Here is a 20,346-nt window from a genome sequence, read left to right on the forward strand (position 1 = left end):
CCGTGAAGCGGCATCATAAAGCATCCGGGCAGCGGCACAGCTCTGTGATAGTGCCGTCTTCTTGTTGCTGCTCCAGACAGACCTGAAAGCCCCACAGGCGATGCAGGTGCTTCATGACCTCCTGAGTGCTTTGGGGCTCCAGAGGGATGCCTCGTTGTGGCACATACCGGAGAGTCAAGGAGCGATCGCCACGCACATCCACGTTGTAAACCTGGATATTGGGCTCCAGCAAACTCAGGTTGTACTGCGCGGATAGCATCTGGCGAATTTGCTGATAGCCTTGCTGATTGTGAATGGCTGCCACTTCCAAACTGGGATCCTTGCTGTCATCGACAATGGCAAAGAGGTGAAAATCCCGAATCACTTTGGGTGACAAATACTGGCTGATAAAGCTTTCATCTTTGAAGTTTTGCATGGCAAAGTGCAGGGTTTCCAACCAGTCGGAGCCGGCAATGTCCGGGAACCACTCCCGATCTTCGGTTGTAGGCGTTTCACAGATGCGGCGCAAATCGGTGAAGATCGCAAAGCCCAGCGCATAAGGATTGATGCCGGAATAGTGTGGGCTGTTGTAGGCAGGTTGCGATACTACATTGGTATGGGTGTGTAAGAACTCCATCATAAAGCGTTCGCTGACCACACCTTCATCGTACAGATGCTGCAAAATGGTGTAATGCCAAAAGGTGGCCCAGCCTTCATTCATCACTTGAGTTTGTTTTTGCGGATAAAAGTATTGTGAGATTTTCCGCACAATGCGCACCAACTCACGCTGCCAGGGCTTAAGCAGTGGGGCGTTTTTTTCAATAAAGTACAGAATGTTTTCTTGCGGCTCGGATGGAAATCGCTTGTTGCGCTCAATTTCGGTAACTGGTTTGGTTGGGATGGTACGCCAGAGATCATTGACCTGAGACTGCAGATAGGCTTCGCGCTCTTCCTGGCGTTTTTGTTCTTCTTCCAGTGAAATCTTCTGCGGCCTTTTGTAGCGGTCGACCCCGTAATTCATCAGGGCATGGCATGAATCCAGCACTTCTTCGACCTCAGCAATGCCGTATTTTTCCTCGCAGCGGCTGACGTAACCTTTGGCGAATAGCAGGTAATCAATGATCGATGAGGCATCGGTCCAGGTTTTAAACAGGTAGTTGTTTTTAAAAAAAGAGTTGTGCCCATAGCTGGCATGGGCCATCACCAGGGCTTGCATGGTAATGGTGTTTTCTTCCATTAAGTAAGCAATGCAAGGATCGGAGTTAATGACTATTTCGTAGGCCAGCCCCATGTAGCCACGCTTGTAGTTCTGCTCGGTTTGAATAAACTTCTTGCCGTAAGACCAGTGATGATAGCCCAGCGGCATACCAATGCTGGAATAGGCGTCCATCATTTGCTCGGCCGTGATGACTTCAATTTGGTTTGGATAGGTGTCCAAACCGTAATGCCGGGCTACCCGGGCTATTTGCTGATGGTAAGACTCCAGCAATTCAAAAGTCCAGTCCGGTCCATCGGACAAGGGTTCTGTTTTAGGCTGTGCTTTGGCCATACCACTACCTCCGCTGCATCATTATGCTGCTTGCTTTTTAAAAAGCTCTCGAAACACCGGGTAGATATCGGCTTGCTCCCGGATGTGCTGGATAGCAAAGTTTTCAAACTGTGGCAGCAAGGTCTCATACTGTTGCCACAGACTTTGATGGGCCCGGGTAGTAATCTCGATGTAGGCGTAATAGCGGACCAGTGGCAACAACTGACTTCGCATGATTTGCTGACACAAGGGACTGTCATCGGTCCAGTTGTCGCCATCGGACGCCTGGGCACCGTAGATGTTCCACTCTTCCGGGTTGTAACGCTGGCTGATAATCTCATGCATCAGCTTTAAGGCGCTGGAGACGATGGTGCCGCCGGTCTCCTGCGAGTAGAAAAACTCCTGCTCATCCACTTCTTTGGCCTGGGTATGGTGTCGAATGTAGACCACTTCGACGTTTTTGTAGCTGCGGGTTAGGAACAAATACAACAAAATATAAAAGCGTTTGGCCATGTCTTTGGTGGCTTGATCCATTGAGCCGGATACATCCATCAGGCAAAACATCACGGCTTTGCTGGTTGGTTCCGGACGCTTTTGGTAATTGCGATAGCGCAAATCAAAGCTGTCGATGTAGGGGACGGCGGCAATGCGCTGTTTGAGCTCGGCAATTTGCTCGGCCAGTAGTTTCAGTTGATGCTGATCAGGCACCGGAGCCTGCTCCAGGGCTTGCTGCTGTGCTTCAAGCTCCGCCAGCTCGCGTCTTTTGTCTGCCGACATGGCGATGCGCCGTGCTAACGAGCCACGGAGTGAGCGAACAATATCAATGTTGCTGGGAACACCTTCGGCCCGGTAACCGGCCCGGACCTGTTTGTACTGCACCAACTTATCCAACTGATTCTTTTTCAGGTTAGGCAGTTCTAAATCTTCAAACAACAGGTCCAGATACTCGTCCTTGGAAATGGAAAAGACAAAGTCATCTTCACCTTCGCCATCGGCGCTGGCATCGCCTTTACCGCTGCCCTGACCGCCACCACCATCCGGGCGTTTAATCCGGTCACCCTGGCTGAACTGATCGTTGCCAGGATGGACGATTTCGCGCCGGCCGCCTTTGCCGTGGTGCAACATCGGTTCGGTGATGTCTTTGCTTGGGATGGTGATGCTCTCACCGCTGTCAATGTCGGTGACACTGCGTTTGCTGATGGCATCGGATACTGCCTTTTTGATCTGCTGTTTGTAACGCCGCAAGAAGCGCTGCCGGTTGACAGCACTTTTGTTCTTGCCATTCAGTCGTCGATCAATAAAGTGCACCATACTACCTCCGGTACCGTGTTTATTGCGATTTACGCACCCGCAGGTACCATTCTGACAGCAGCCGGACCTGTTTGCGGGTATAGCCTTTCTCCATCATGCGGTTGACAAAGTCATCGTGCTTTTTCTGATCCTCTGTCGATGTTTTGGCGTTGAATGAAATTACTGGCAGCAACTCTTCGGTGCTGGAGAACATTTTTTTCTCAATCACCGTCCGCAGTTTTTCGTAGCTGGTCCACACCGGGTTCTTGCCATTGTTTTTCGCTTTGGCCCGCAGCACGAAATTGACAATCTCATTGCGAAAATCCTTCGGATTGCTGATGCCAGCCGGCTTCTCAATTTTTTCCAGCTCTGCGTTCAGCGCGGCCCGATCGAACAACTGGCCGGTTTCGGGATCCCGGTATTCCTGATCCTGGATCCAAAAATCGGCATAGATCACATAGCGGTCAAAGATGTTTTGTCCGTACTCGGAGTAGGACTCCAGGTAGGCGGTTTGTATTTCTTTGCCAATAAACTCGACATATTTTGGGATCAGATAGCCTTTCAGGTGCTCCAGCAGACGCTCGGCCATATCGGCCGGAAACTGTTCGCGCTCAATCTGCTGCTCCAGCACGTAGAACAAATGGACCGGGTTGGCGGCCACTTCGGTGGAGTCGAAGTTAAAGACCCGCGACAGGATTTTAAAGGCAAAGCGGGTTGATAGCCCGGTCATGCCCTCATCCACCCCGGCATAATCGCGGTACTCCTGATAGGATTTGGCTTTGGGATCGGTGTCTTTTAAGCTTTCGCCATCGTACACCCGCATTTTTGAGTAGATGCTGGAGTTTTCCGGCTCTTTTAACCGGGACAGCACCACAAACTGGGCCAGCGACGACAAGGTACCCGGCGCGCATGGGGCATCCCGCAGCTCGGAATGATCAATAAGTTTGTGGTAAATGTTTTGCTCTTCGGAGACCCTTAAGCAGTAAGGCACTTTGACGATGTAGACCCGGTCAAGAAAGGCTTCGTTGTTTTTGTTGTTTTTAAAGGTTTGCCATTCCGATTCGTTGCTGTGTGCTAATATCATGCCGTCAAAGGGCAGAGCGGCCAGCCCTTCGGTGCCGTTGTAGTTGCCCTCCTGGGTTGCGGTCAGCAATGGGTGCAGCACCTTGATGGGAGCTTTAAACATCTCAACAAACTCCATCAGGCCCTGATTGGCACGGCACAGAGCGCCGGAATAGCTGTAGGCATCTGGATCATGCTGGGCAAAGTGCTCCAGTTTGCGGATATCGACTTTACCGACCAGGGCAGAGATGTCCTGATTGTTTTCATCGCCAGGCTCGGTTTTGGCAATGGCAATTTGATTCAAAATCGACGGATGCCGCTTGACGACCCGGAACTGGCTGATATCGCCATTGAACTCGTGCAGGCGCTTGCTGGCCCAGGGCGACATGATGGTGGAAAGGTAGCGGCGCGGGATGCCAAACTCGTCGGCCAGCAGTTGGCCATCCTCATCGGCATCGAACAGGCAAAGCGGATGATCGTACACCGGCGAGCCTTTTAAATAATAAATGGGCACTTGCTGCATCAGGTACTTGAGCTTTTCGGCCAAAGAGGATTTACCACCACCGACCGGGCCCAGCAAATACAAGATTTGCTTCTTTTCTTCCAGCCCCTGAGCCGAGTGTTTCAGGTAAGATACGATTTGCTCAATGGCCTCTTCCATACCATAAAAATCGGCAAAAGCCGGATAGCGATGGATCACCCGGTTGGAAAACAAACGACTTAATTGGGGATCTTGCGAGGTATCCACTTGCTCGGGCTCACCAATGGCAAGCAACAAGCGCTCAGCCGCACTGGCAAAACAGCTGCGGTCGGTTTTGCACAATTGCAAAAACTCCTGAATGCTGTATTCCTCTTCCTTGGTGGCTTCGTATCTGGACTTAAAGTGCTCAACAATGCTCATACGCACCTCCGATCAGCGAACGAAAAAATGGAAAGCCGTTACCTTAAGGTTAGACACTAAAAAGTGGATTCGCTCAGAATTCATCGAAAAAAGATGCATTTAATCGAGTGCAAAAATGACTGCGGGGTGTGCTTTTGTGTACGCTGCTGGCGAACCGGGAACAAAAAAAGCCCGGTCAGCTGACCGGGCTTGGGGGTAACTGCGCTGCGTTAGCCGGCAAAGTTTTTGCTGGCAAAGTCCCAGTTCACCAGTGCCCAGAAGGCATCCAGGTAAGTTGGGCGGGCATTGCGGTAATCGATGTAGTAAGCATGTTCCCACAAGTCGACAGTCAGTACTGGCGTCAGGCCATCGTGGGCCAGTGGGGTGTCGGCATTGCTGGTGTTGACAATATCCAGGCTGCCATCGGCCTTTTTAACCAGCCAGGTCCAGCTGGAGCCAAAGTTGTTAACCGCTTTGTCGTTAAAGGCGGCTTTAAAGTCGGCAAAAGAGCCCCACTTGGCGTTGATGGCATCGGCCAGCGCACCGGCTGGTTCACCGCCACCGTTCGGGCTTAGGCAGTGCCAGTAGAAGGTGTGGTTCCAGACTTGTGCTGCATTGTTGAAGATACCACCCTCAGATGTACGAACAATGTCTTCCAGCGATTTGCCAGCATAGTCCGTGCCTTCAATCAGACCATTCAGTTTGACGACGTAGGTATTGTGGTGTTTGCCATAGTGATACTCCAGCGTCTCAGCAGAGATATGTGGAGCCAGCGCATCTTTCGCGTACGGCAGGGCAGGTAGTTCAAAAGCCATTTTTATTCTCCATTCACGTTGTTAAGTGTGTCTGCACCGGGTAGACTACAATACCCGAGTAAAATACTCAAGTTTTAACCCCTTGATCTCAACGGCTAGCGGCAAAGGCCAGCCAAGAGGCTATCAAGCGTTCAGCCATTCGCTGTTGGCGATTGCAGCCACGCTTATTGCTGCTTTCTAAATTGGGTCTGCTGGTGGAAAAACAAGGGGGACCAGAGGAATTCGCACCGGGAACAAGGTACAATAGGTGCAACGCTATAATCAGATGAGGACATGTTATGGAAACGCTGGATAGAATCAAACAGCAAATCGCTGAGAACCCCATTCTGTTGTATATGAAAGGCTCACCCAAGCTGCCTAGCTGTGGCTTTTCTGCCCAGGCGGCCCAGGCCCTGATTAGCTGTGGTGAACAGTTTGCCTTTGTCGATATTTTGCAGAACCCGGATATACGCGCGGAGCTGCCAGCTTATGCCAACTGGCCGACCTTTCCACAGCTGTGGGTTGAGGGCGAGCTGATTGGTGGTTGCGACATCATTCTGGAAATGTTTCAGCGCGGTGAGCTGCAGCCGTTAATCAAAGAAACGGCGGCCAAGTTTGCGCAAAACGAACCGGCTTCAGAGTAAAAAGTGTGAAAAAGATCGTCCAGAGCAAGCTCTGGACGATGATTAAACTGGGGTGAAATCAGACGCTAATGCGTAAAGGCAGGGCCGAAGCCGGAACTCCATAAAATGGCGGTACCAGCCAGCACACAGACCAGCAACACCAGACCACAAGTCACCACCGAGCTGGCATAAATGAAACCGCGTTCTTCAGGGATGTGCATCAGTATCGGCACTCCGATGTACAGCAGGTACACGGAATACGCCAAACCAATCAGACCAACCACCATCACAAACCATAGCTCTGGGTAGAAGGCTGCGAAGCCGACCATAAAGAGTGGTGTTGAGGTGTAAGCGGCGAGCTCCAGCGTTTGGGTGTATGTCGGCTCAGACCCAAAGGTATGGGCCATCCAATGTGCCAGGAAGGCCAGAGCAAAGACACCTGCAATCAATGCAAAGTACATCGCAACCGACAGCATCAAAGCACTGTCCGGGGTAAGCTTCATAGTATCACCCACACCGATACTCCAACCGATATGGACGGAAGAGTAATAGGCACAGATGGAGGGGATCAGCGCAATAATCAAAATGTGCGCCAGGCTGTAACGAAAACTTTCATGGCGCTGGTCGATGGTATGCCACTCTTCTTTCGGGTGGGCATAGAGTCCCCATAGGTGGTTCAATATCATAATTATTATCCTTTACACTGCCTACGTCTTGAGCAAATGGCTCATTGGTACCAATCGGGCTATACCAGACTACCTCATTGGTATAACTCAGTTATGGCCAAATTTGAGGCAGCCGTCAAGTCATGTTGCACAAAATTTGATCCGGATCAGGCTGGCATGCACTTCGGCTGGTTGTGCTGTGTTTAAAACGGTATAATGGTGGTTTTTCTGGCTGCTGTTGTATCCGATGAAACCTGCTGAGCTTGCTGCCTTACTAAGCCCCATCCATCAATTTTTGCACTGCCGTACTCCCGAGTCTTGGTTGGCATGGGCTGCCTTGCCAGCGCAGTTACCGGCACTGCTGATTGATCACATGCATTGCGAGTTAAAAGCCGCACAAAGTGCTGCCTTGCTGATCCGCCGTTACGCCACCGATGATGCTTCGGCCAAAGCCTTGCTGGCCTGGTTGAAACCCTACGAGGACTTTGTTTACCGCAAAGTGGGTGATGGTCAGTTTCATCAGCGCAAAAATGACTTGATTGGTGAGCTCAGTGCCAAAGGCGCTGAGCCCTGGCAGCAGCAAGTGCTGGATAAAATGGTACGGCTTATTAAAGAGGAGCTACACCACTTTGAGCAGGTGCTCGATTTTATCCGTCAGCGTGCTATTGCCATTGAACCGCTCAGTGCTGCTGGTTACGCGTCGGGGTTGTTGCGGCATGTGCGCAGCCGGGATCCAGCCATGCTGGTGGATAAACTCATTATTGGCGCCTTGATTGAAGCCCGCTCCTGCGAGCGCTTTGCCGCATTGGCACCGCGACTCGATCCTGAGTTGCAACGCTTTTACATCTCTTTGCTGCGCTCAGAAGCCCGGCACTATCAGGATTACTTGCAGCTGGCTGCGGACATTAGCCCCGAGCCCATTGAGCCAAGAGTGCAGCAATTGGCAGCCATTGAAGCCCAATTGATTTTGCAACCGGATGCATCCTTTCGTTTTCACAGTGGCGTGCCAGCTGCCTTGCTTGAAAAATAACCAATCTTTGATTAAGCTTAGCTTCAGCATCGATGGATTAAGATGCTTCTATACGCTACCGGTGAAGGAGATACACCATGAATGCATTGCCACAACCGCAAGAAAGAGCACGCAGCTCAAACCAACCCAAAGACAGCTACCAACCAAGCCGCCGTCACTTCGGTGAGGCACCCTCCTTATTGGCTGGGAATAAACCTTTCAGTGAGCGCCCCGAGCTGGAACCAACGGCTGTTCTTGGCTACAACTAGCGCCACAGTTCCGACGGTTGGTTGCTGTAGGGCAGGGAGCTAGAGCTCTTCGAAATACAGTTGCCAGTCGTCGGCACTGACTTTCAGGTAGCTGGCCTGCTGGTACCAGTCGCCCAGCACATACCGCTTGCCGTCGCCTTGAGCTAAGGATACCTGGTGGATCTTGGGCCGGTGGGTATGACCGTGGATCAGATGGCGAACACCTGCTTCATTCATCACCCGTACCACTTCGTCCGGCGTCACATCCATGATGGTGTTCGCTTCTTCGGTCAGGCTTGCTTTGTAGGCGGCGCTCTTGCGGCGGGCTTTACGGGCCAAATGCTGACGGTACCACAACGGCATGGCCAACATCAGATTCTGCCACCAGCGCTGATCCCACCAACGTCGAAACTTCTGGTAATCCACATCCAGCGTACAGAGGCTATCGCCATGCATGATCAGGGTTGGCGTACCGTACAAATCAATGACATTGGCAGGTGGTAACAGCTGCATACCGGCACGTCGGGCATAGCGCTCACGCAGTAAAAAGTCACGATTGCCATGGGTAAAATACACCGGCAGTTGCTGGCTCAGCTGGGCTAAACCGGCGGCCACTTGGTCCAGCAAAGGTTCGGGGTTGTCATCGCCAATCCAGACTTCAAACAAATCGCCCAGTATATAGAGGGCATCTGCCTGAGCGGCTTCTTGCTGTAAAAAGCGCAGAAATGCCTGGGTGATATCGGGCCGATCGGCCGCTAAATGCAGATCGGCGATAAAGAGGCTGTATGGCTTAGCCATTGAGCTCGGCGCGCTCAATGACCACACTTTCCAGTGGCACATCGGCGTGGTGGCCGTGACGACCGGTTTGCACCGCTGCAATTTTCTCCACCACCTCCATGCCGGCACTGACTTTGCCAAAGACGCAGTAACCCCAGCCCTGGCTGTTTTCAGCCCGGAAGTTTAAGAAGTCGTTGTCGGCGATATTGATAAAAAACTGACAAGTAGCCGAGTGCGGATCCGACGTCCGCGCCATCGCAATGGTGCCCAGGGTATTGGCTACACCATTGTTGGCTTCATTTTTAATGGCCGCTTTGGTGGGCTTTTGCTGCATGTCGCTGGTAAAACCGCCTCCCTGGATCATAAAACCCGGGATCACGCGGTGAAAAATGGTGCCATCGAAAAAGCCGTCTTTAACGTAGCTCAGAAAGTTTTCAACCGTCTCAGGGGCTTTGTCAGCAAACAGCTCCAGTGTGATAACGCCAAAATTGGTGTGCAATTGAACCATGGGATCTTCCTCCGGATAAAAAACAGCATTGTAGCCTTTTTTTGCCGGTGGCGACATAGCGCGACAGCCCCGGGCGATGCTAAACTAGCGCTTTCATCCGAATCGAAAGGCAGGAGTCCCTAGTGCAGATCTTCAATACCCTTACCCGAAAAAAAGAAAACTTTCAGCCATTGGTTGAAGGCAAAGTGGGGCTTTATGTTTGTGGTATTACGATCTACGACTACTGCCATATTGGCCATGCGCGCACGTACGTCGCTTTTGACGTCATTAACCGTTACCTGCGCTTTTCCGGCTACGACGTCACCTATGTCCGCAACATTACCGATGTTGATGACAAAATCATTAAGCGGGCGGCGGAAAACAACGAAAGTTGCGATGCATTAACCGCTCGCTTTACCAAGGCGATGCACGAAGACTTCGAGGCCCTGGGTCTGCTGCCTGCCGATATCGAGCCAACCGTCACCGGCCATATGCAGCCAATCATCGAGTTAATTCAAACCTTGCAGAACAAAGGTTATGCCTACGTCAGCAAAGATGGCGATGTGCTGTTTGATGTCAGCAAGTACGAGGACTACGGTGCTTTAAGCCAACAAAACCTCGACATGCTGCAAGCCGGTGCCAGGGTGGATGTCAATGACAGCAAAGACGACCCGCTGGATTTTGTGCTGTGGAAAAGTGCCAAGCCGGGGGAGCCCAACTGGGAGTCGCCCTGGGGCAAAGGGCGTCCTGGCTGGCACATCGAGTGCTCGGCGATGAGTGCTTGCCACTTGGGTACGCAATTTGATATTCACGGCGGTGGCTCGGACTTGCAGTTTCCGCATCATGAGAATGAAATCGCTCAGTCGACTTGTGCCCATGGCACCCAGTACGCCAATACCTGGATCCACACCGGCATGGTGCAGGTTGATAAAGAGAAAATGTCCAAATCACTGGGTAACTTCTTCACCGTGCGCGAAGTTCTGGCCAAATACAATGCCGAGTCGGTGCGCTATTTCCTGTTATCCAGCCACTACCGCAGCCAGCTGAACTACAGCACCGAAAATCTGGAGCAGGCCCATGCGGCTTTAAGCCGGTTGTACAACGTACTGCGAGAGCTGCCGCCTGCCGAGGAAATTGCCTTATCCGATGACATCAGCTTTGGTTATGTCGATCGCTTCCAGCAAGCGATGGACGATGATTTCAATACGCCGGAAGCCTTGCCTGTGCTGTTTGAATTGGCGCGCGAAGCCAACCGCTGCAAAGAAGCCGAGCCGGAAAAAGCTCGTGAGCTGGCTACCTTGCTGCATATGCTGGGCGGTGTGCTTGGTATTTTACAGGGCGATGCCGAAGCCTTCTTGCGTGGCGGTACGGCTGGCAGTCAGGCCGATGATGTGGTTGAAATTGAGGCGCTGATAGCCGAGCGTAATCAGGCCAGAGCAGACAAAAACTGGCCAGCTGCCGATGCAGCCCGGGACAAACTGACCGCTCTTGGCATCGTGGTTGAAGATAAAAACGGCGTAACCAGCTGGCACCGGCTCTAACTTCGCTAAAAAGTAGCTTTCTTGCCAACAGCCTTCAGCTCAAACTGCAGGCTGTTTTTATTTGGACTACACTAAATCGGTACGGCGGCAAAGCAAACTACCCAAAAGGTGGTATACTGTTGATTCGAAATCAAAAAAATCAAGCACTGTAAAAGGAATGGCGATGCGCAATAATCAGCCAGTCACGCAACGTGAGCGGACTTTCCCAAAAGAGCAAAAGCTTATTTCCACCACCGATCTCAAAGGCACCATTCAGTTTTGCAACGATGCTTTTGTGGAAATCAGTGGTTTTAGTCGTGATGAGTTGATCGGCCAACCCCACAACATAGTGCGGCATCCGGATATGCCGCCGGCTGCTTATGAGGCGATGTGGTCCTATTTAAAGCAGGGCAAACCCTGGATGGGGCTGGTAAAAAATCGCTGCAAGAATGGCGATCATTACTGGGTCAACGCCTATGTCACACCGGTGCATGAAAACGGTAAAGTGGTGGGTTTCGAGTCGGTCCGGGTATGCCCTAAGCGCGACGATGTCGCCCGGGCCGATGCCTTGTACCAACGCATTCGGGAAGGTAAAAATACGCTCGTGCTGGCGGCACAGGCCAAACGCTGGGCGGAGCTGAGCTGGGCACCTGCTATCGCCCTGCTGCTTGGCTTGATATTGTGGCAGTGGGTAGGTGCCGGTGCTGCTGCAGTGTCGCTTGCCATCACTTCTGTGCTGGTGTATGCCATTGCGCAGTGGCAGTGCGCCGGACGTTTGAGCCGTCTGGACGAGCTCTTACCACAAGCCTTTCGTGATCCTCTGGCGATGCAATCCTACAGCGATGCAACAGGGGTTGAGGCCCGGTTCGAGGTGGCCATTTTAGCCGAGCAGGCGCATTTAAACACGGTACTGACCCGAATAGAAGACGCAGCAGAGCGGGTGTCAGATTTCTCTATGGATGCCAAATCGACTTCGGAGCAGGCCATCGCCCAAATTGGTCGTCAGCAGCAGGAAACCGAACAGGTAGCGACAGCAATGAATGAAATGACCACCACCATTGCTGAAGTGTCGGTGCACGTGCAGGAAACGGCCTCTCAGGCCGAGGACGCCGATAAACTGGCGCTGTCCGGTCAGCAAATTGCCGGCGAGACCCGCAGTGCCATTGTGCACTTGCAGCAATCGGTCAATCAAATCAGCAATTCGGTGCAGGAGTTGGCGGCGCAAACTGGCAGCATTGCTAAAGCTGCGCAGATCATTGAGCAGATTGCCGATCAAACCAACTTGCTGGCATTAAATGCTGCCATCGAAGCGGCTCGTGCCGGCGAACAAGGTCGGGGCTTTGCTGTGGTGGCCGATGAAGTTCGGCAACTGGCAGCCCGTACCACCGAGTCGACCAAGGACATTCACGGCATTATTTCTGAGCTTACCCGCAAAGCTGATGCTGCAGTAGAAGTGGCAGAAAGCGGCAAAGGCGATGCCGAAAAAGGGGTTGCCATGGTGGCCGATGCCGAAAAAATGCTGGATGGCATCAGTCAGGCCATTAACAGCATTGCCGCTATGGCGATGCAAATGGCGACAGCGGTGGAGCAGCAGGCGCATGTGGCCGATGATATCAACCGTCAGGTGGTCAGTATTTCAGAGCTGGGGCACGACAGCACAGGCAAAGGCGAACAGGCAGCGCAAAGTGTGTTCCGGCTGCAGGATACGGCCAATGATTTAAGAGACCTGGTGCGGCGCTTTAGTCGTAGCCACTAGAGCAGGCTGAGCATAAAAAACCGCAGTCCAACAGGCTGCGGTTTTTTTATGGCGGTCTGTCTAGGGCGTGTTGACCTTTGCTGTTTGTTTTTGCAGCCGCTTGGCTGGTATTTATACAAGGCAAAGGTTGTAAGGTGTAGTTATTCTACATGAAACAAGCTTTAACGCAGTAGAAATGCCAGCCAAGCGCTGCCCGAAGGGTTCGTCTGGCGACGCTCTGCTCTTTGTCACTCGTCACTCATTTAGAATCACTAAACTACGCTCCTCGTTTCGCGATCAAAGCGCCGCCAGAGCGAACAAAATCTAAACAGCAAAGGTCAACACGCCCTAGTATTAAGCGTGCTCGTGATAGCGCTCGCAGGCTTCCAGGGTATTTTCAATTAAGCAGGCAACCGTCATTGGGCCAACACCGCCTGGAACGGGTGTGATAAAAGCTGCGCGCTGGGCAGCGGCATCAAAGCCGATATCACCGACCAGCTTGCCAGTTTCCAGCCGGTTGATGCCAACATCGATCACCAGAGCACCGGGCTTGATCCACTCACCCGGAATAAAGTTGGGCTTGCCTACGGCAACCACCAGCAGCTCGGCCTGACGCACATGGTATTCCAGGTCGCGGGTAAAGCGATGACAGATGGTGGTGGTGCAACCAGCCAGCAACAGCTCCAGTCCCATTGGGCGACCGACGATGTTGGAAGCTCCAACTACCACGGCATGCAAGCCTTTAATGGGGTGTCCTGTGCTTTCCAGCAGGGCGATAATGCCCTTGGGCGTGCAGGGGCGAAGTGCCGGCATCCGCTGAGCTAAGCGCCCAATGTTGTAAGGATGAAAACCATCGACGTCTTTGTGGGGATGAATCCGCTCTAAAATCCGCGACGCGTCCAGCCCGGCTGGCAGAGGCAATTGCACCAGGATACCATCGACCTCTGCGTCCTGATTGAGTTGGTCGATCAAATCCAGCAGTTGCTGCTCAGAGCTGTCGGCGGGTAAGTCGTAGGAAAAAGAGCGAAAACCGACCTCATCGCAGCTTTTACGTTTACTGCCTACATAGACCTGGGAGGCCGGATCCTGACCCACCAGCACCACGGCCAAGCCAGGCACCCGCTTGCCTTGCTGAATTCTCTGTTGTACCTTGGCGGCGACTTGATCTTTAATGGACTTGGCGACGGCTTTACCATCGATCAATTGGGCGGTCATAGCTTCTCTCAATCTTAGTAGATGCTGTTATTTTCTCATACCCATCGCAGGATGACCAGATGCACAGGGTTGATCCAAGCGAACAAGCTACTCGTAACTGTCCAAGCTTTGAAGTTAAGGATTTTCATCCTATTTGATGGCTTGGTATAAATAAGCAGCAATCAAAGGCCTGGACAAAAAAAAGGTTTGACGATCCATCGTCCGGGCGTTAATATTCCGCCCCGTTGCAGCGATGCAGCACTGTCGGTGATTGGCGCAGCTTGGTAGCGCACTTGGTTTGGGTCCAAGGGGTCGCAGGTTCAAATCCTGCATCACCGACCAATATTTACCGTGGTGGTAGTGCACTTGGTTTGGGTACTCTTGATCCTAAGGGTCACAGGTTCAAATCCTGCATCACCGACCACTAATTTTCTCCCGCGTAGGCGTTTGACATGTGCGCCCGTAGCTCAGTTGGATAGAGCAACGGCCTTCTAAGCCGTGGGTCATAGGTTCGAATCCTATCGGGCGCGCCATTTGGGTGCAAGGCAAGTTTATACTGTGGTGGTTGTAGCTCAGTTGGTAGAGCCCCGGATTGTGATTCCGGTTGTCGTGGGTTCGAGCCCCATCATCCACCCCAACTCGTTCGAAATGTCGGTGATTGGCGCAGCTTGGTAGCGCACTTGGTTTGGGTCCAAGGGGTCGCAGGTTCAAATCCTGCATCACCGACCATTTCCCTTCTCTTTTTCTATCATTCAAATTATTAGTTATTCGTGCTTGCTATGTTCTTCGTAGCACGGCCGGGCTGGCTGGATCTTTTCCGGAACACGCTGTGAACCCATCCCTGGGCGCTCTTGACACGCCGTCCGGGCGTGTCAGGTTTCCGGAAAAAGTCCACCCACCCCAGCCTCGATGGTGTTAGTACCTTACTTGCTGAAATTATTCTTTCACGCCATGCTTTTTTGACAAAGCCTTAGTAAAGTTTCAAGAGCCGGTCCGCTAGCCTGCACCGGGCTGTATGCCAGTCCTATTCGCCGCTCCAGCCCGGCCATTGCAATGGGGCGCAGCAGCAAATCCTGCCGTTGATGCAGTTGCTCAAAATCCGGCACCAGGGCGCAAGCCACTCCGGCCGATACCAGGCCCAGGGCGTACTCAATGGTATGAATATCGGCGCGGATATCCGGCTGTATCCCTTGACGCACCAGTTCGGGATACAACTTCTGCCAGGCTTCGCAGGGGGTGCGTTTAATCAGTGCCAGGCCGGAAAAATCCTGCAGTTGAATGCGTTGTTGCAAAGCCAGCGGATGGCCGGCCGGCATTGCCAGTTGAAATTGATCGTGGTACATCGGTTGAAACTTCTCGCCAGTTTTAAGCTGCTCCGGGGCAATAATGCGGGCATCGCAAGCGGCATCGGGCTCCACCAGTTGCAACTCCAGACCTGGCACTTGCTGGCTGAACTGACGCAACAAGTCACTCATTCGCTCCACCCCCAGCGCCCGACTTAAGCCCAATCGAAAACGAATTTTATTGACCGGAGCGGTAAAAGAGCGTTGCAGCGCCTGAAACTGACTGAGCAAGCGACAGGCATGACCATAGAGCCGTTCCCCATCCTCGGTTGGGGTAACCCCTTTGGGTTGGCGGACAAACAAGCTGACATTAAGCTGCTCTTCCAGCTGACGAATGGCAGCCGACAGCGACGGCTGGGCGACATAGCACTGCCGTGATGCCGCGCTGACACTGCCTTGCTCATAGACGGCAACAAAGTACTTCAAATGGCGTATGTCCATAGGTAAAAGCTATACCAGATACCAAAATAATATATTTTAACTTTACATCAAGGCTGGCTAATCTGGCTAGCAACTGAACTGTTTTTTAAGGAAGCCCCAGCATGAGCAGAGCCCCTTTTGATTGGCAAGACCCTTTCCATTTGTCCCAGATGTTAACCGAAGAAGAGCGGATGATCCGCGACAGTGCGTATCAGTACTGTCAGGAGCGCCTGATGCCTCGCATTTTAGAAGCCAATCGCCATGAGGATTTCGACCGTACCATTATGAATGAGTTGGGTGAGCTGGGTCTGTTGGGAGCAACCTTACCGGAAGAATACGGTTGTGCTGGTGTCAATCATGTCTGTTATGGCTTGGTAGCCCGTGAAGTGGAGCGGGTGGACAGCGGCTATCGCAGCGCGATGAGTGTGCAATCCTCACTGGTGATGCACCCCATTCATGCTTATGGCACTGAAGCGCAGCGCAAAAAATATCTGCCCAAATTGGCTACTGGTGAGTGGATCGGCTGTTTTGGCCTGACTGAACCCGATGCCGGCTCGGATCCGGCCAGCATGCGTACCACCGCTAAAAAAATTGCTGGCGGTTATCTGCTCAATGGCAGCAAGATGTGGATCACCAACTCGCCGATCGCCGATGTCTTTGTGGTCTGGGCCAAATTGGATGGTGAAATCCGTGGTTTTGTGCTCGAAAAAGGGTTGAAAGGTCTGAGTGCACCGAAAATTGAAGGCAAGTTTTCGTTGCGTGCATCCATAACCGGCGAAATCGTGCTCGATCAGGTGGAAGTCGGAGAAGACGCTTTATTGCCCAATGTCAGTGGGCTCAAAGGTCCCTTTGGTTGCCTGAACAAGGCTCGTTACGGCATTGCCTGGGGCGCGCTTGGCGCGGCCGAGTTCTGCTGGCATGCGGCCCGTCAGTACACCTTGGACCGAACGCAGTTTAACCGGCCCCTGGCAGCGACACAGTTGGTGCAAAAGAAACTGGCCGATATGCAAACCGACATCAGCCTGGGCCTGCTCGGTTGTTTGCAGGCCGGCCGACTGATGGATGCCGGCACCCTGGCACCGGAGACCATTTCATTGATTAAACGCAATTCCTGTGGCAAAGCGCTGGAAATCGCCCGCCAGGCCAGGGATATGCATGGTGGCAACGGCATTGCCGATGAATACCATGTCATCCGCCACCTGATGAACCTGGAGGCGGTCAATACCTACGAGGGAACTCACGATGTGCATGCACTGATCCTGGGGCGTGCTCAGACCGGCCTGCAGGCCTTTGCTTAACAGCGCTGACGGCAATCCCGGTCCCAGTCTAACAGGAGTTTCGATGGCCAGTTCACAGCATCCCTGGGTTCAGCAGTACCATGCCCGTATTCTACAGTCGCAATTGCCGCAAGCCGCCAGTGGTGGTGCTGGTTTGCCAGCGGCTTTGTTGTTTCAGTTGTTCGAAAGTCAGTTGCAAAGCCGCTTGCTGGATTTGCGCTCCCGGTTGATGCAAGCCAAAGGACAAAGCTTTTACACCATTGGCAGCAGCGGTCATGAGGCCAATGCTGCTGTGGCTGCAGCCTTAAAGCCCACGGATCCGGCTTTTTTGCACTACCGCAGCGGTGCTTTTTTCCTGCAGCGCAGCAAGCAGCTGGAGGGGCAGACACCGCTGTACGATATGCTGCTGTCTTTTGCCGCCTCGTCGGACGATCCCATCTCCGGTGGCCGGCACAAGGTGCTGGGCAGCCTGGTGCTCAACATTCCGCCGCAAACCAGCACCATCGCATCCCACTTGCCCAAAGCGGTTGGAGCAGCTTTTGCAATTGGCTTGTCCAAACGCATGCAGCATCAGGGCAGCTGGCCTGTTGACAGCATTGCTTGTTGCAGTTTTGGCGATGCGTCGCTGAATCACTCCACCGCTCAGGGAGCCTTGAATGCAGCCTGCTGGGCTGCCTTTCAGCAGGTACCAGTGCCAATGCTCTTTGTTTGCGAAGACAATGGTTTGGGGATTTCGACACCAACACCCACCGGTTGGGTGCAGCAAAGCCTGAGCAACCGGCCGGGCCTGCGTTATTTTCATGCCGATGGCCGCGATCTGGCTGGCAGCTATCAGGTGGCTTGTCAGGCCGCCGATTACGTGCGACGCAGCCGAAAGCCGGCGGTGCTGCACTTAGCGACCGTGCGACTGTTTGGCCATGCCGGTTCGGATGCCGAAGTAGCTTATCGTAAAAAAGAGCGCATCGCCGATGAACTGGAGCTGGATCCACTGCTGTTTAGCACAGCCGCTGTGCTGGAGCAGGGCTGGATGAGTGCCAGCGAACTGGTGGCCTGGATTGAGGCGCTGGATGCGCGCATTGAGCGCATTGCCGAAGAAGCCAGCCGTCGGCCTAAACTGACGTCGTCGGCCGATGTGATGGCATCGATTGCACCAAAGCGGCCGGCTTTACCACTGCCAGCCTTACCGGATGCCGCCAGCCGGGCGGAGCTCTTTGCTTTTGATAAACACAATCAAGGCAAACCCCAGCACTTGGCTAAATTACTCAACTGGACACTGCATGATTTGATGGCGCAATACCCACAGTTGGTGCTTTGTGGTGAAGACATTGCCAAAAAAGGCGGGGTTTACAATGTCACCCAGCATCTGGTGCATGCCTTTGGTTACAACCGAGTGATCAATACCTTGCTGGATGAGCAAAGCATTCTGGGGCTGGCAATAGGCTTGGCGCAACAGGGCTTTGTCGCCATGCCGGAAATTCAGTTTTTGGCCTATGTTCACAATGCCGAGGATCAGATCCGTGGTGAGGCAGCAACCTTGCCATTTTTTTCCAACGGTCAGTACCACAATGGCATGGTAATCCGCATTGCTGGCCTTGCCTACCAAAAAGGCTTTGGTGGGCATTTTCACAACGACAATTCCTTTGCCGTGTTCCGCGACATACCGGGATTGATTTTGCTTTGCCCCTCCAACGGTGAGGATGCGGCTTTGTTGTTGCGTCAGGCAATGCAGCTGGCGCACGAGCAGAAGCGCTTGGTGGTGTTTTTAGAACCGATAGCCCTCTACATGACCCGGGATCTGCAAGAGCCCGGGGATGGGCTCTGGCTGTGCCAGTACCCTGAGCCAACGACAGCATTGCCGGCTCTGGGTGAGCCTGCAGTATTTGGTCGGGGTGAAGAGCTTTGTATTCTGAGCTATGGCAATGGCTATTATCTGTCGCGTCAGGCTGAGCTGGAGCTGCGTGTCGAAGGCCTGTCGCTGCGTCTATTGGACCTGCGCTGCCTGATCCCCTTGCAGCTGGATGCTATTCTTGCTGCCATTGGACCATGCACTCGGCTGTTGATTGTCGATGAGTGCCGGCGCCGGGGCTCGGTCAGCGAAGAGCTGGTGACCTTGCTGCACGAAGCCAGGCCAGGGCACTTCCAGATTGAGCGTTTAACTGCGGATGACAGCTTTATACCACTTGGCGCTGCCGCCTATCAGGTGTTGCCTGCTAAGGCGCAGATCATCGAGCGGGTTCGTAGTCTGTTGCCGTCAGCGGCTAAGGAGCGTCGGGCATGAAAAAAACAGCCGTGGTGGTCTGCCCGGGGCGGGGCAGTTACAACAAAGCGGAGCTGGGCAGCATTGGCCGCTTGCACGCCAGCCAGCAGCCGTTGATTCAGCAGCTCGATGCGGTGCGGCATGAACTTGGCCTGGCCAGTATCAGCGAGCTGGATGGCGCGGCAAGCTTCAGCAGCCGGCTGCATCAACAGCCTGAAAATGCGGCCGGCCTTATCTTCAGCGCTGGCTTGCTGGATTATCACAGCATCAATCAGCAGCAATTTGAGGTGGTGGCCATCACGGGCAACTCCATGGGGTGGTACACCGCCCTGGGGTGCGCCGGTGTCTGGCATCCGGCTGCCGCCATCCAGTACGTTAGTCAGATGGCCCGACTGACTGCCAGCGCAGCCGGCGGTCAGTGCATTTATCCGCTGGTCAACAGCGATTGGCAGCCGGATGCTGAAAAGATTGCCCTGGTTGATGCGCTACTGGCTGACTATGCCGGGGAATTATTTGAATCCATCCGCTTTGGTGGCTATGCGGTGCTGGCCGGTACCGAAGGGGCCATCAAAGCGGCCCTTGATCGCTTACCCAAGGTGGATGAGCGTTTCCCGATGCAGTTGCCAGGGCATGCTGCTTTTCATTCACCTTTGATGGCTCAGGCGGCAAGCGATGCCATGGCCAGCATTGATGGCAGTAGCTTTGCCAGGCCAAGGCTGCCATTGGTCGACGGTTGTGGCCGTATTTGGCAGCCCTATGCGACGGAAGCTGAAGCATTAAAGCGCTACACACTGGAAAGACAGGTGCAAGGCTGTTACGACTTCAGCCTGGCGATTGAAGTTGCGGTCAAAGAATTTGCCCCCGATGCTCTTATTTTGCTTGGTCCTGGTGCCAGTCTGGGCGGTGCCGTGGCCCAGAGCCTGATCCGGCTTAACTGGCAAGGGCTCGGCAGCAAAGCCGACTTCAGCGCGCGTCAGCAACACAACCCACTGGTGCTGTCGATGGGGTTGCCAGAGCAGCGCCAGCGGCTCACCTTGGACTGACGTCCTATCCTTGTCATGACCTGAAAAATCTGCAGGCGTTGGCTGCAGATTTTTTGTAATTTTATTACAGAATAAAGACCCATGCAGGAGGCTCTTTTTGGCGTAAAAGTAATCACTTAGCGAATATTGGTGAATAAATATCTGTTATTAATGAATATTTTTAGGTTGTGCAGGGGCTTTGTCAGAGCTTGGTTCCTGAAAGCCGGTGGTGCTGG

At 53.2% G+C, this 20,346-nt stretch carries 17 protein-coding genes and 4 tRNA genes; 12 read left to right on the forward strand and 9 right to left on the reverse strand.

Annotation, left to right across the window (positions count from 1 at the left end):
• Positions 1-13: 13 nt before the first annotated feature.
• The 4 genes from Q3O59_RS03330 to sodB all read right to left on the reverse strand — a co-directional run bounded on the left by Q3O59_RS03330 (position 14) and on the right by sodB (position 5,554).
• Positions 14-1,528 (reverse strand): SpoVR family protein, encoded by a 1,515-nt coding sequence (locus Q3O59_RS03330; RefSeq protein WP_305944225.1) that lies wholly within the window; start codon positions 1,526-1,528, stop codon positions 14-16.
• Between the two features lie 21 nt (positions 1,529-1,549).
• A complete protein-coding gene (locus Q3O59_RS03335; protein WP_228591243.1) occupies positions 1,550-2,818 on the reverse strand; it encodes a YeaH/YhbH family protein in 1,269 nt (422 codons plus the stop codon).
• Positions 2,819-2,837: 19 nt separating this feature from the next.
• The gene (locus Q3O59_RS03340; RefSeq protein ID WP_305944226.1) at positions 2,838-4,760 is read right to left on the reverse strand and encodes a PrkA family serine protein kinase; all 1,923 of its coding nucleotides are present in this window, start codon (positions 4,758-4,760) and stop codon (positions 2,838-2,840) included.
• A gap of 209 nt (positions 4,761-4,969) precedes the next feature.
• Positions 4,970-5,554, reverse strand: a complete 585-nt coding sequence (gene sodB, locus Q3O59_RS03345) for a superoxide dismutase [Fe] (RefSeq protein WP_228591247.1) — start codon at positions 5,552-5,554, stop codon at positions 4,970-4,972.
• Positions 5,555-5,832: 278 nt separating this feature from the next.
• Between sodB and Q3O59_RS03350 the strand changes: the two genes are divergently transcribed.
• A complete protein-coding gene (locus Q3O59_RS03350) occupies positions 5,833-6,177 on the forward strand; it encodes a Grx4 family monothiol glutaredoxin (RefSeq protein ID WP_228591249.1) in 345 nt (114 codons plus the stop codon).
• 65 nt (positions 6,178-6,242) lie between these two features.
• Here the strand turns inward: Q3O59_RS03350 and Q3O59_RS03355 are convergent, their stop codons facing one another.
• Positions 6,243-6,842 carry a Yip1 family protein gene (locus tag Q3O59_RS03355; RefSeq protein WP_305944227.1) on the reverse strand — a complete coding sequence of 200 codons (600 nt, stop codon included), beginning with the start codon at positions 6,840-6,842 and terminating at the stop codon, positions 6,243-6,245.
• Positions 6,843-7,068: 226 nt separating this feature from the next.
• Between Q3O59_RS03355 and miaE the strand changes: the two genes are divergently transcribed.
• Positions 7,069-7,851 carry a tRNA isopentenyl-2-thiomethyl-A-37 hydroxylase MiaE gene (gene miaE / locus Q3O59_RS03360; RefSeq protein WP_305944228.1) on the forward strand — a complete coding sequence of 261 codons (783 nt, stop codon included), beginning with the start codon at positions 7,069-7,071 and terminating at the stop codon, positions 7,849-7,851.
• Between the two features lie 77 nt (positions 7,852-7,928).
• Positions 7,929-8,099: a hypothetical protein gene (locus Q3O59_RS03365; protein ID WP_228591255.1), complete on the forward strand. Its 171-nt coding sequence runs from the start codon at positions 7,929-7,931 to the stop codon at positions 8,097-8,099.
• A gap of 39 nt (positions 8,100-8,138) precedes the next feature.
• Here Q3O59_RS03365 and Q3O59_RS03370 read toward each other — a convergent pair whose 3' ends face one another.
• Positions 8,139-8,876 carry a UDP-2,3-diacylglucosamine diphosphatase gene (locus Q3O59_RS03370; RefSeq protein WP_305944229.1) on the reverse strand — a complete coding sequence of 246 codons (738 nt, stop codon included), beginning with the start codon at positions 8,874-8,876 and terminating at the stop codon, positions 8,139-8,141.
• Positions 8,869-9,363 carry a peptidylprolyl isomerase gene (locus Q3O59_RS03375; RefSeq protein ID WP_305944230.1) on the reverse strand — a complete coding sequence of 165 codons (495 nt, stop codon included), beginning with the start codon at positions 9,361-9,363 and terminating at the stop codon, positions 8,869-8,871. Before Q3O59_RS03375 ends, Q3O59_RS03370 begins: the two co-directional genes overlap by 8 nt.
• A gap of 122 nt (positions 9,364-9,485) precedes the next feature.
• On the opposite strand from Q3O59_RS03375, the gene cysS reads away from it, so the two are divergent.
• Both cysS and Q3O59_RS03385 read left to right on the forward strand, forming a co-directional pair.
• Positions 9,486-10,883: a cysteine--tRNA ligase gene (gene cysS / locus Q3O59_RS03380; RefSeq protein WP_305944231.1), complete on the forward strand. Its 1,398-nt coding sequence runs from the start codon at positions 9,486-9,488 to the stop codon at positions 10,881-10,883.
• Positions 10,884-11,046: 163 nt separating this feature from the next.
• Positions 11,047-12,618, forward strand: coding sequence for a methyl-accepting chemotaxis protein (locus Q3O59_RS03385; protein ID WP_305944232.1), 1,572 nt, complete (start codon positions 11,047-11,049; stop codon positions 12,616-12,618).
• 333 nt (positions 12,619-12,951) lie between these two features.
• On the opposite strand, the gene folD is transcribed toward Q3O59_RS03385, so the two are convergent.
• Positions 12,952-13,812, reverse strand: a complete 861-nt coding sequence (gene folD, locus Q3O59_RS03390) for a bifunctional methylenetetrahydrofolate dehydrogenase/methenyltetrahydrofolate cyclohydrolase FolD (protein WP_305944233.1) — start codon at positions 13,810-13,812, stop codon at positions 12,952-12,954.
• 244 nt (positions 13,813-14,056) lie between these two features.
• Here folD and Q3O59_RS03395 point away from each other — a divergent pair.
• From Q3O59_RS03395 to Q3O59_RS03410, 4 genes are all read left to right on the forward strand, one after another.
• Positions 14,057-14,133, forward strand: a tRNA-Pro gene (locus Q3O59_RS03395).
• A gap of 114 nt (positions 14,134-14,247) precedes the next feature.
• Positions 14,248-14,324 (forward strand) — tRNA-Arg (locus Q3O59_RS03400).
• Positions 14,325-14,352: 28 nt separating this feature from the next.
• Positions 14,353-14,428, forward strand: a tRNA-His gene (locus tag Q3O59_RS03405).
• A 15-nt stretch (positions 14,429-14,443) separates the two neighbouring features.
• A tRNA-Pro gene (locus Q3O59_RS03410) sits at positions 14,444-14,520 on the forward strand.
• 215 nt (positions 14,521-14,735) lie between these two features.
• Here Q3O59_RS03410 and Q3O59_RS03415 read toward each other — a convergent pair.
• Positions 14,736-15,560: a LysR family transcriptional regulator gene (locus tag Q3O59_RS03415; RefSeq protein WP_305944234.1), complete on the reverse strand. Its 825-nt coding sequence runs from the start codon at positions 15,558-15,560 to the stop codon at positions 14,736-14,738.
• A 116-nt stretch (positions 15,561-15,676) separates the two neighbouring features.
• Between Q3O59_RS03415 and Q3O59_RS03420 the strand changes: the two genes are divergently transcribed.
• Genes Q3O59_RS03420 through Q3O59_RS03430 form a run of 3 tightly spaced genes read left to right on the forward strand, consistent with a single transcriptional unit; the run spans position 15,677 to position 20,131 of the window.
• A complete protein-coding gene (locus Q3O59_RS03420) occupies positions 15,677-16,852 on the forward strand; it encodes an acyl-CoA dehydrogenase (RefSeq protein ID WP_305944235.1) in 1,176 nt (391 codons plus the stop codon).
• Between the two features lie 43 nt (positions 16,853-16,895).
• A complete protein-coding gene (locus Q3O59_RS03425; RefSeq protein ID WP_305944236.1) occupies positions 16,896-19,109 on the forward strand; it encodes a thiamine pyrophosphate-dependent enzyme in 2,214 nt (737 codons plus the stop codon).
• Entirely contained in the window at positions 19,106-20,131 is a 1,026-nt protein-coding gene (locus tag Q3O59_RS03430) for a malonyl CoA-ACP transacylase (RefSeq protein WP_305944237.1), read from the forward strand. Before Q3O59_RS03425 ends, Q3O59_RS03430 begins: the two co-directional genes overlap by 4 nt.
• The last annotated feature ends 215 nt before the right edge of the window (positions 20,132-20,346 follow it).

Source organism: Alkalimonas delamerensis (assembly GCF_030717955.1).
In the GTDB taxonomy this organism is placed as follows: domain Bacteria; phylum Pseudomonadota; class Gammaproteobacteria; order Enterobacterales; family Alteromonadaceae; genus Alkalimonas; species Alkalimonas delamerensis.

Coding starts and splice junctions, on each gene's coding strand:
- Q3O59_RS03355 (WP_305944227.1), bottom strand. CDS start 6,842: ATGATATTGAACCACCTATGGGGACTCTATGCCCACCCGAAAGAAGAG.
- Q3O59_RS03335 (WP_228591243.1), bottom strand. CDS start 2,818: ATGGTGCACTTTATTGATCGACGACTGAATGGCAAGAACAAAAGTGCT.
- Q3O59_RS03375 (WP_305944230.1), bottom strand. CDS start 9,363: ATGGTTCAATTGCACACCAATTTTGGCGTTATCACACTGGAGCTGTTT.
- miaE (WP_305944228.1), top strand. CDS start 7,069: ATGAAACCTGCTGAGCTTGCTGCCTTACTAAGCCCCATCCATCAATTT.
- sodB (WP_228591247.1), bottom strand. CDS start 5,554: ATGGCTTTTGAACTACCTGCCCTGCCGTACGCGAAAGATGCGCTGGCT.
- Q3O59_RS03330 (WP_305944225.1), bottom strand. CDS start 1,528: ATGGCCAAAGCACAGCCTAAAACAGAACCCTTGTCCGATGGACCGGAC.
- Q3O59_RS03430 (WP_305944237.1), top strand. CDS start 19,106: ATGAAAAAAACAGCCGTGGTGGTCTGCCCGGGGCGGGGCAGTTACAAC.
- Q3O59_RS03365 (WP_228591255.1), top strand. CDS start 7,929: ATGAATGCATTGCCACAACCGCAAGAAAGAGCACGCAGCTCAAACCAA.
- Q3O59_RS03340 (WP_305944226.1), bottom strand. CDS start 4,760: ATGAGCATTGTTGAGCACTTTAAGTCCAGATACGAAGCCACCAAGGAA.
- Q3O59_RS03370 (WP_305944229.1), bottom strand. CDS start 8,876: ATGGCTAAGCCATACAGCCTCTTTATCGCCGATCTGCATTTAGCGGCC.
- Q3O59_RS03425 (WP_305944236.1), top strand. CDS start 16,896: ATGGCCAGTTCACAGCATCCCTGGGTTCAGCAGTACCATGCCCGTATT.
- Q3O59_RS03350 (WP_228591249.1), top strand. CDS start 5,833: ATGGAAACGCTGGATAGAATCAAACAGCAAATCGCTGAGAACCCCATT.
- Q3O59_RS03385 (WP_305944232.1), top strand. CDS start 11,047: ATGCGCAATAATCAGCCAGTCACGCAACGTGAGCGGACTTTCCCAAAA.
- Q3O59_RS03420 (WP_305944235.1), top strand. CDS start 15,677: ATGAGCAGAGCCCCTTTTGATTGGCAAGACCCTTTCCATTTGTCCCAG.
- folD (WP_305944233.1), bottom strand. CDS start 13,812: ATGACCGCCCAATTGATCGATGGTAAAGCCGTCGCCAAGTCCATTAAA.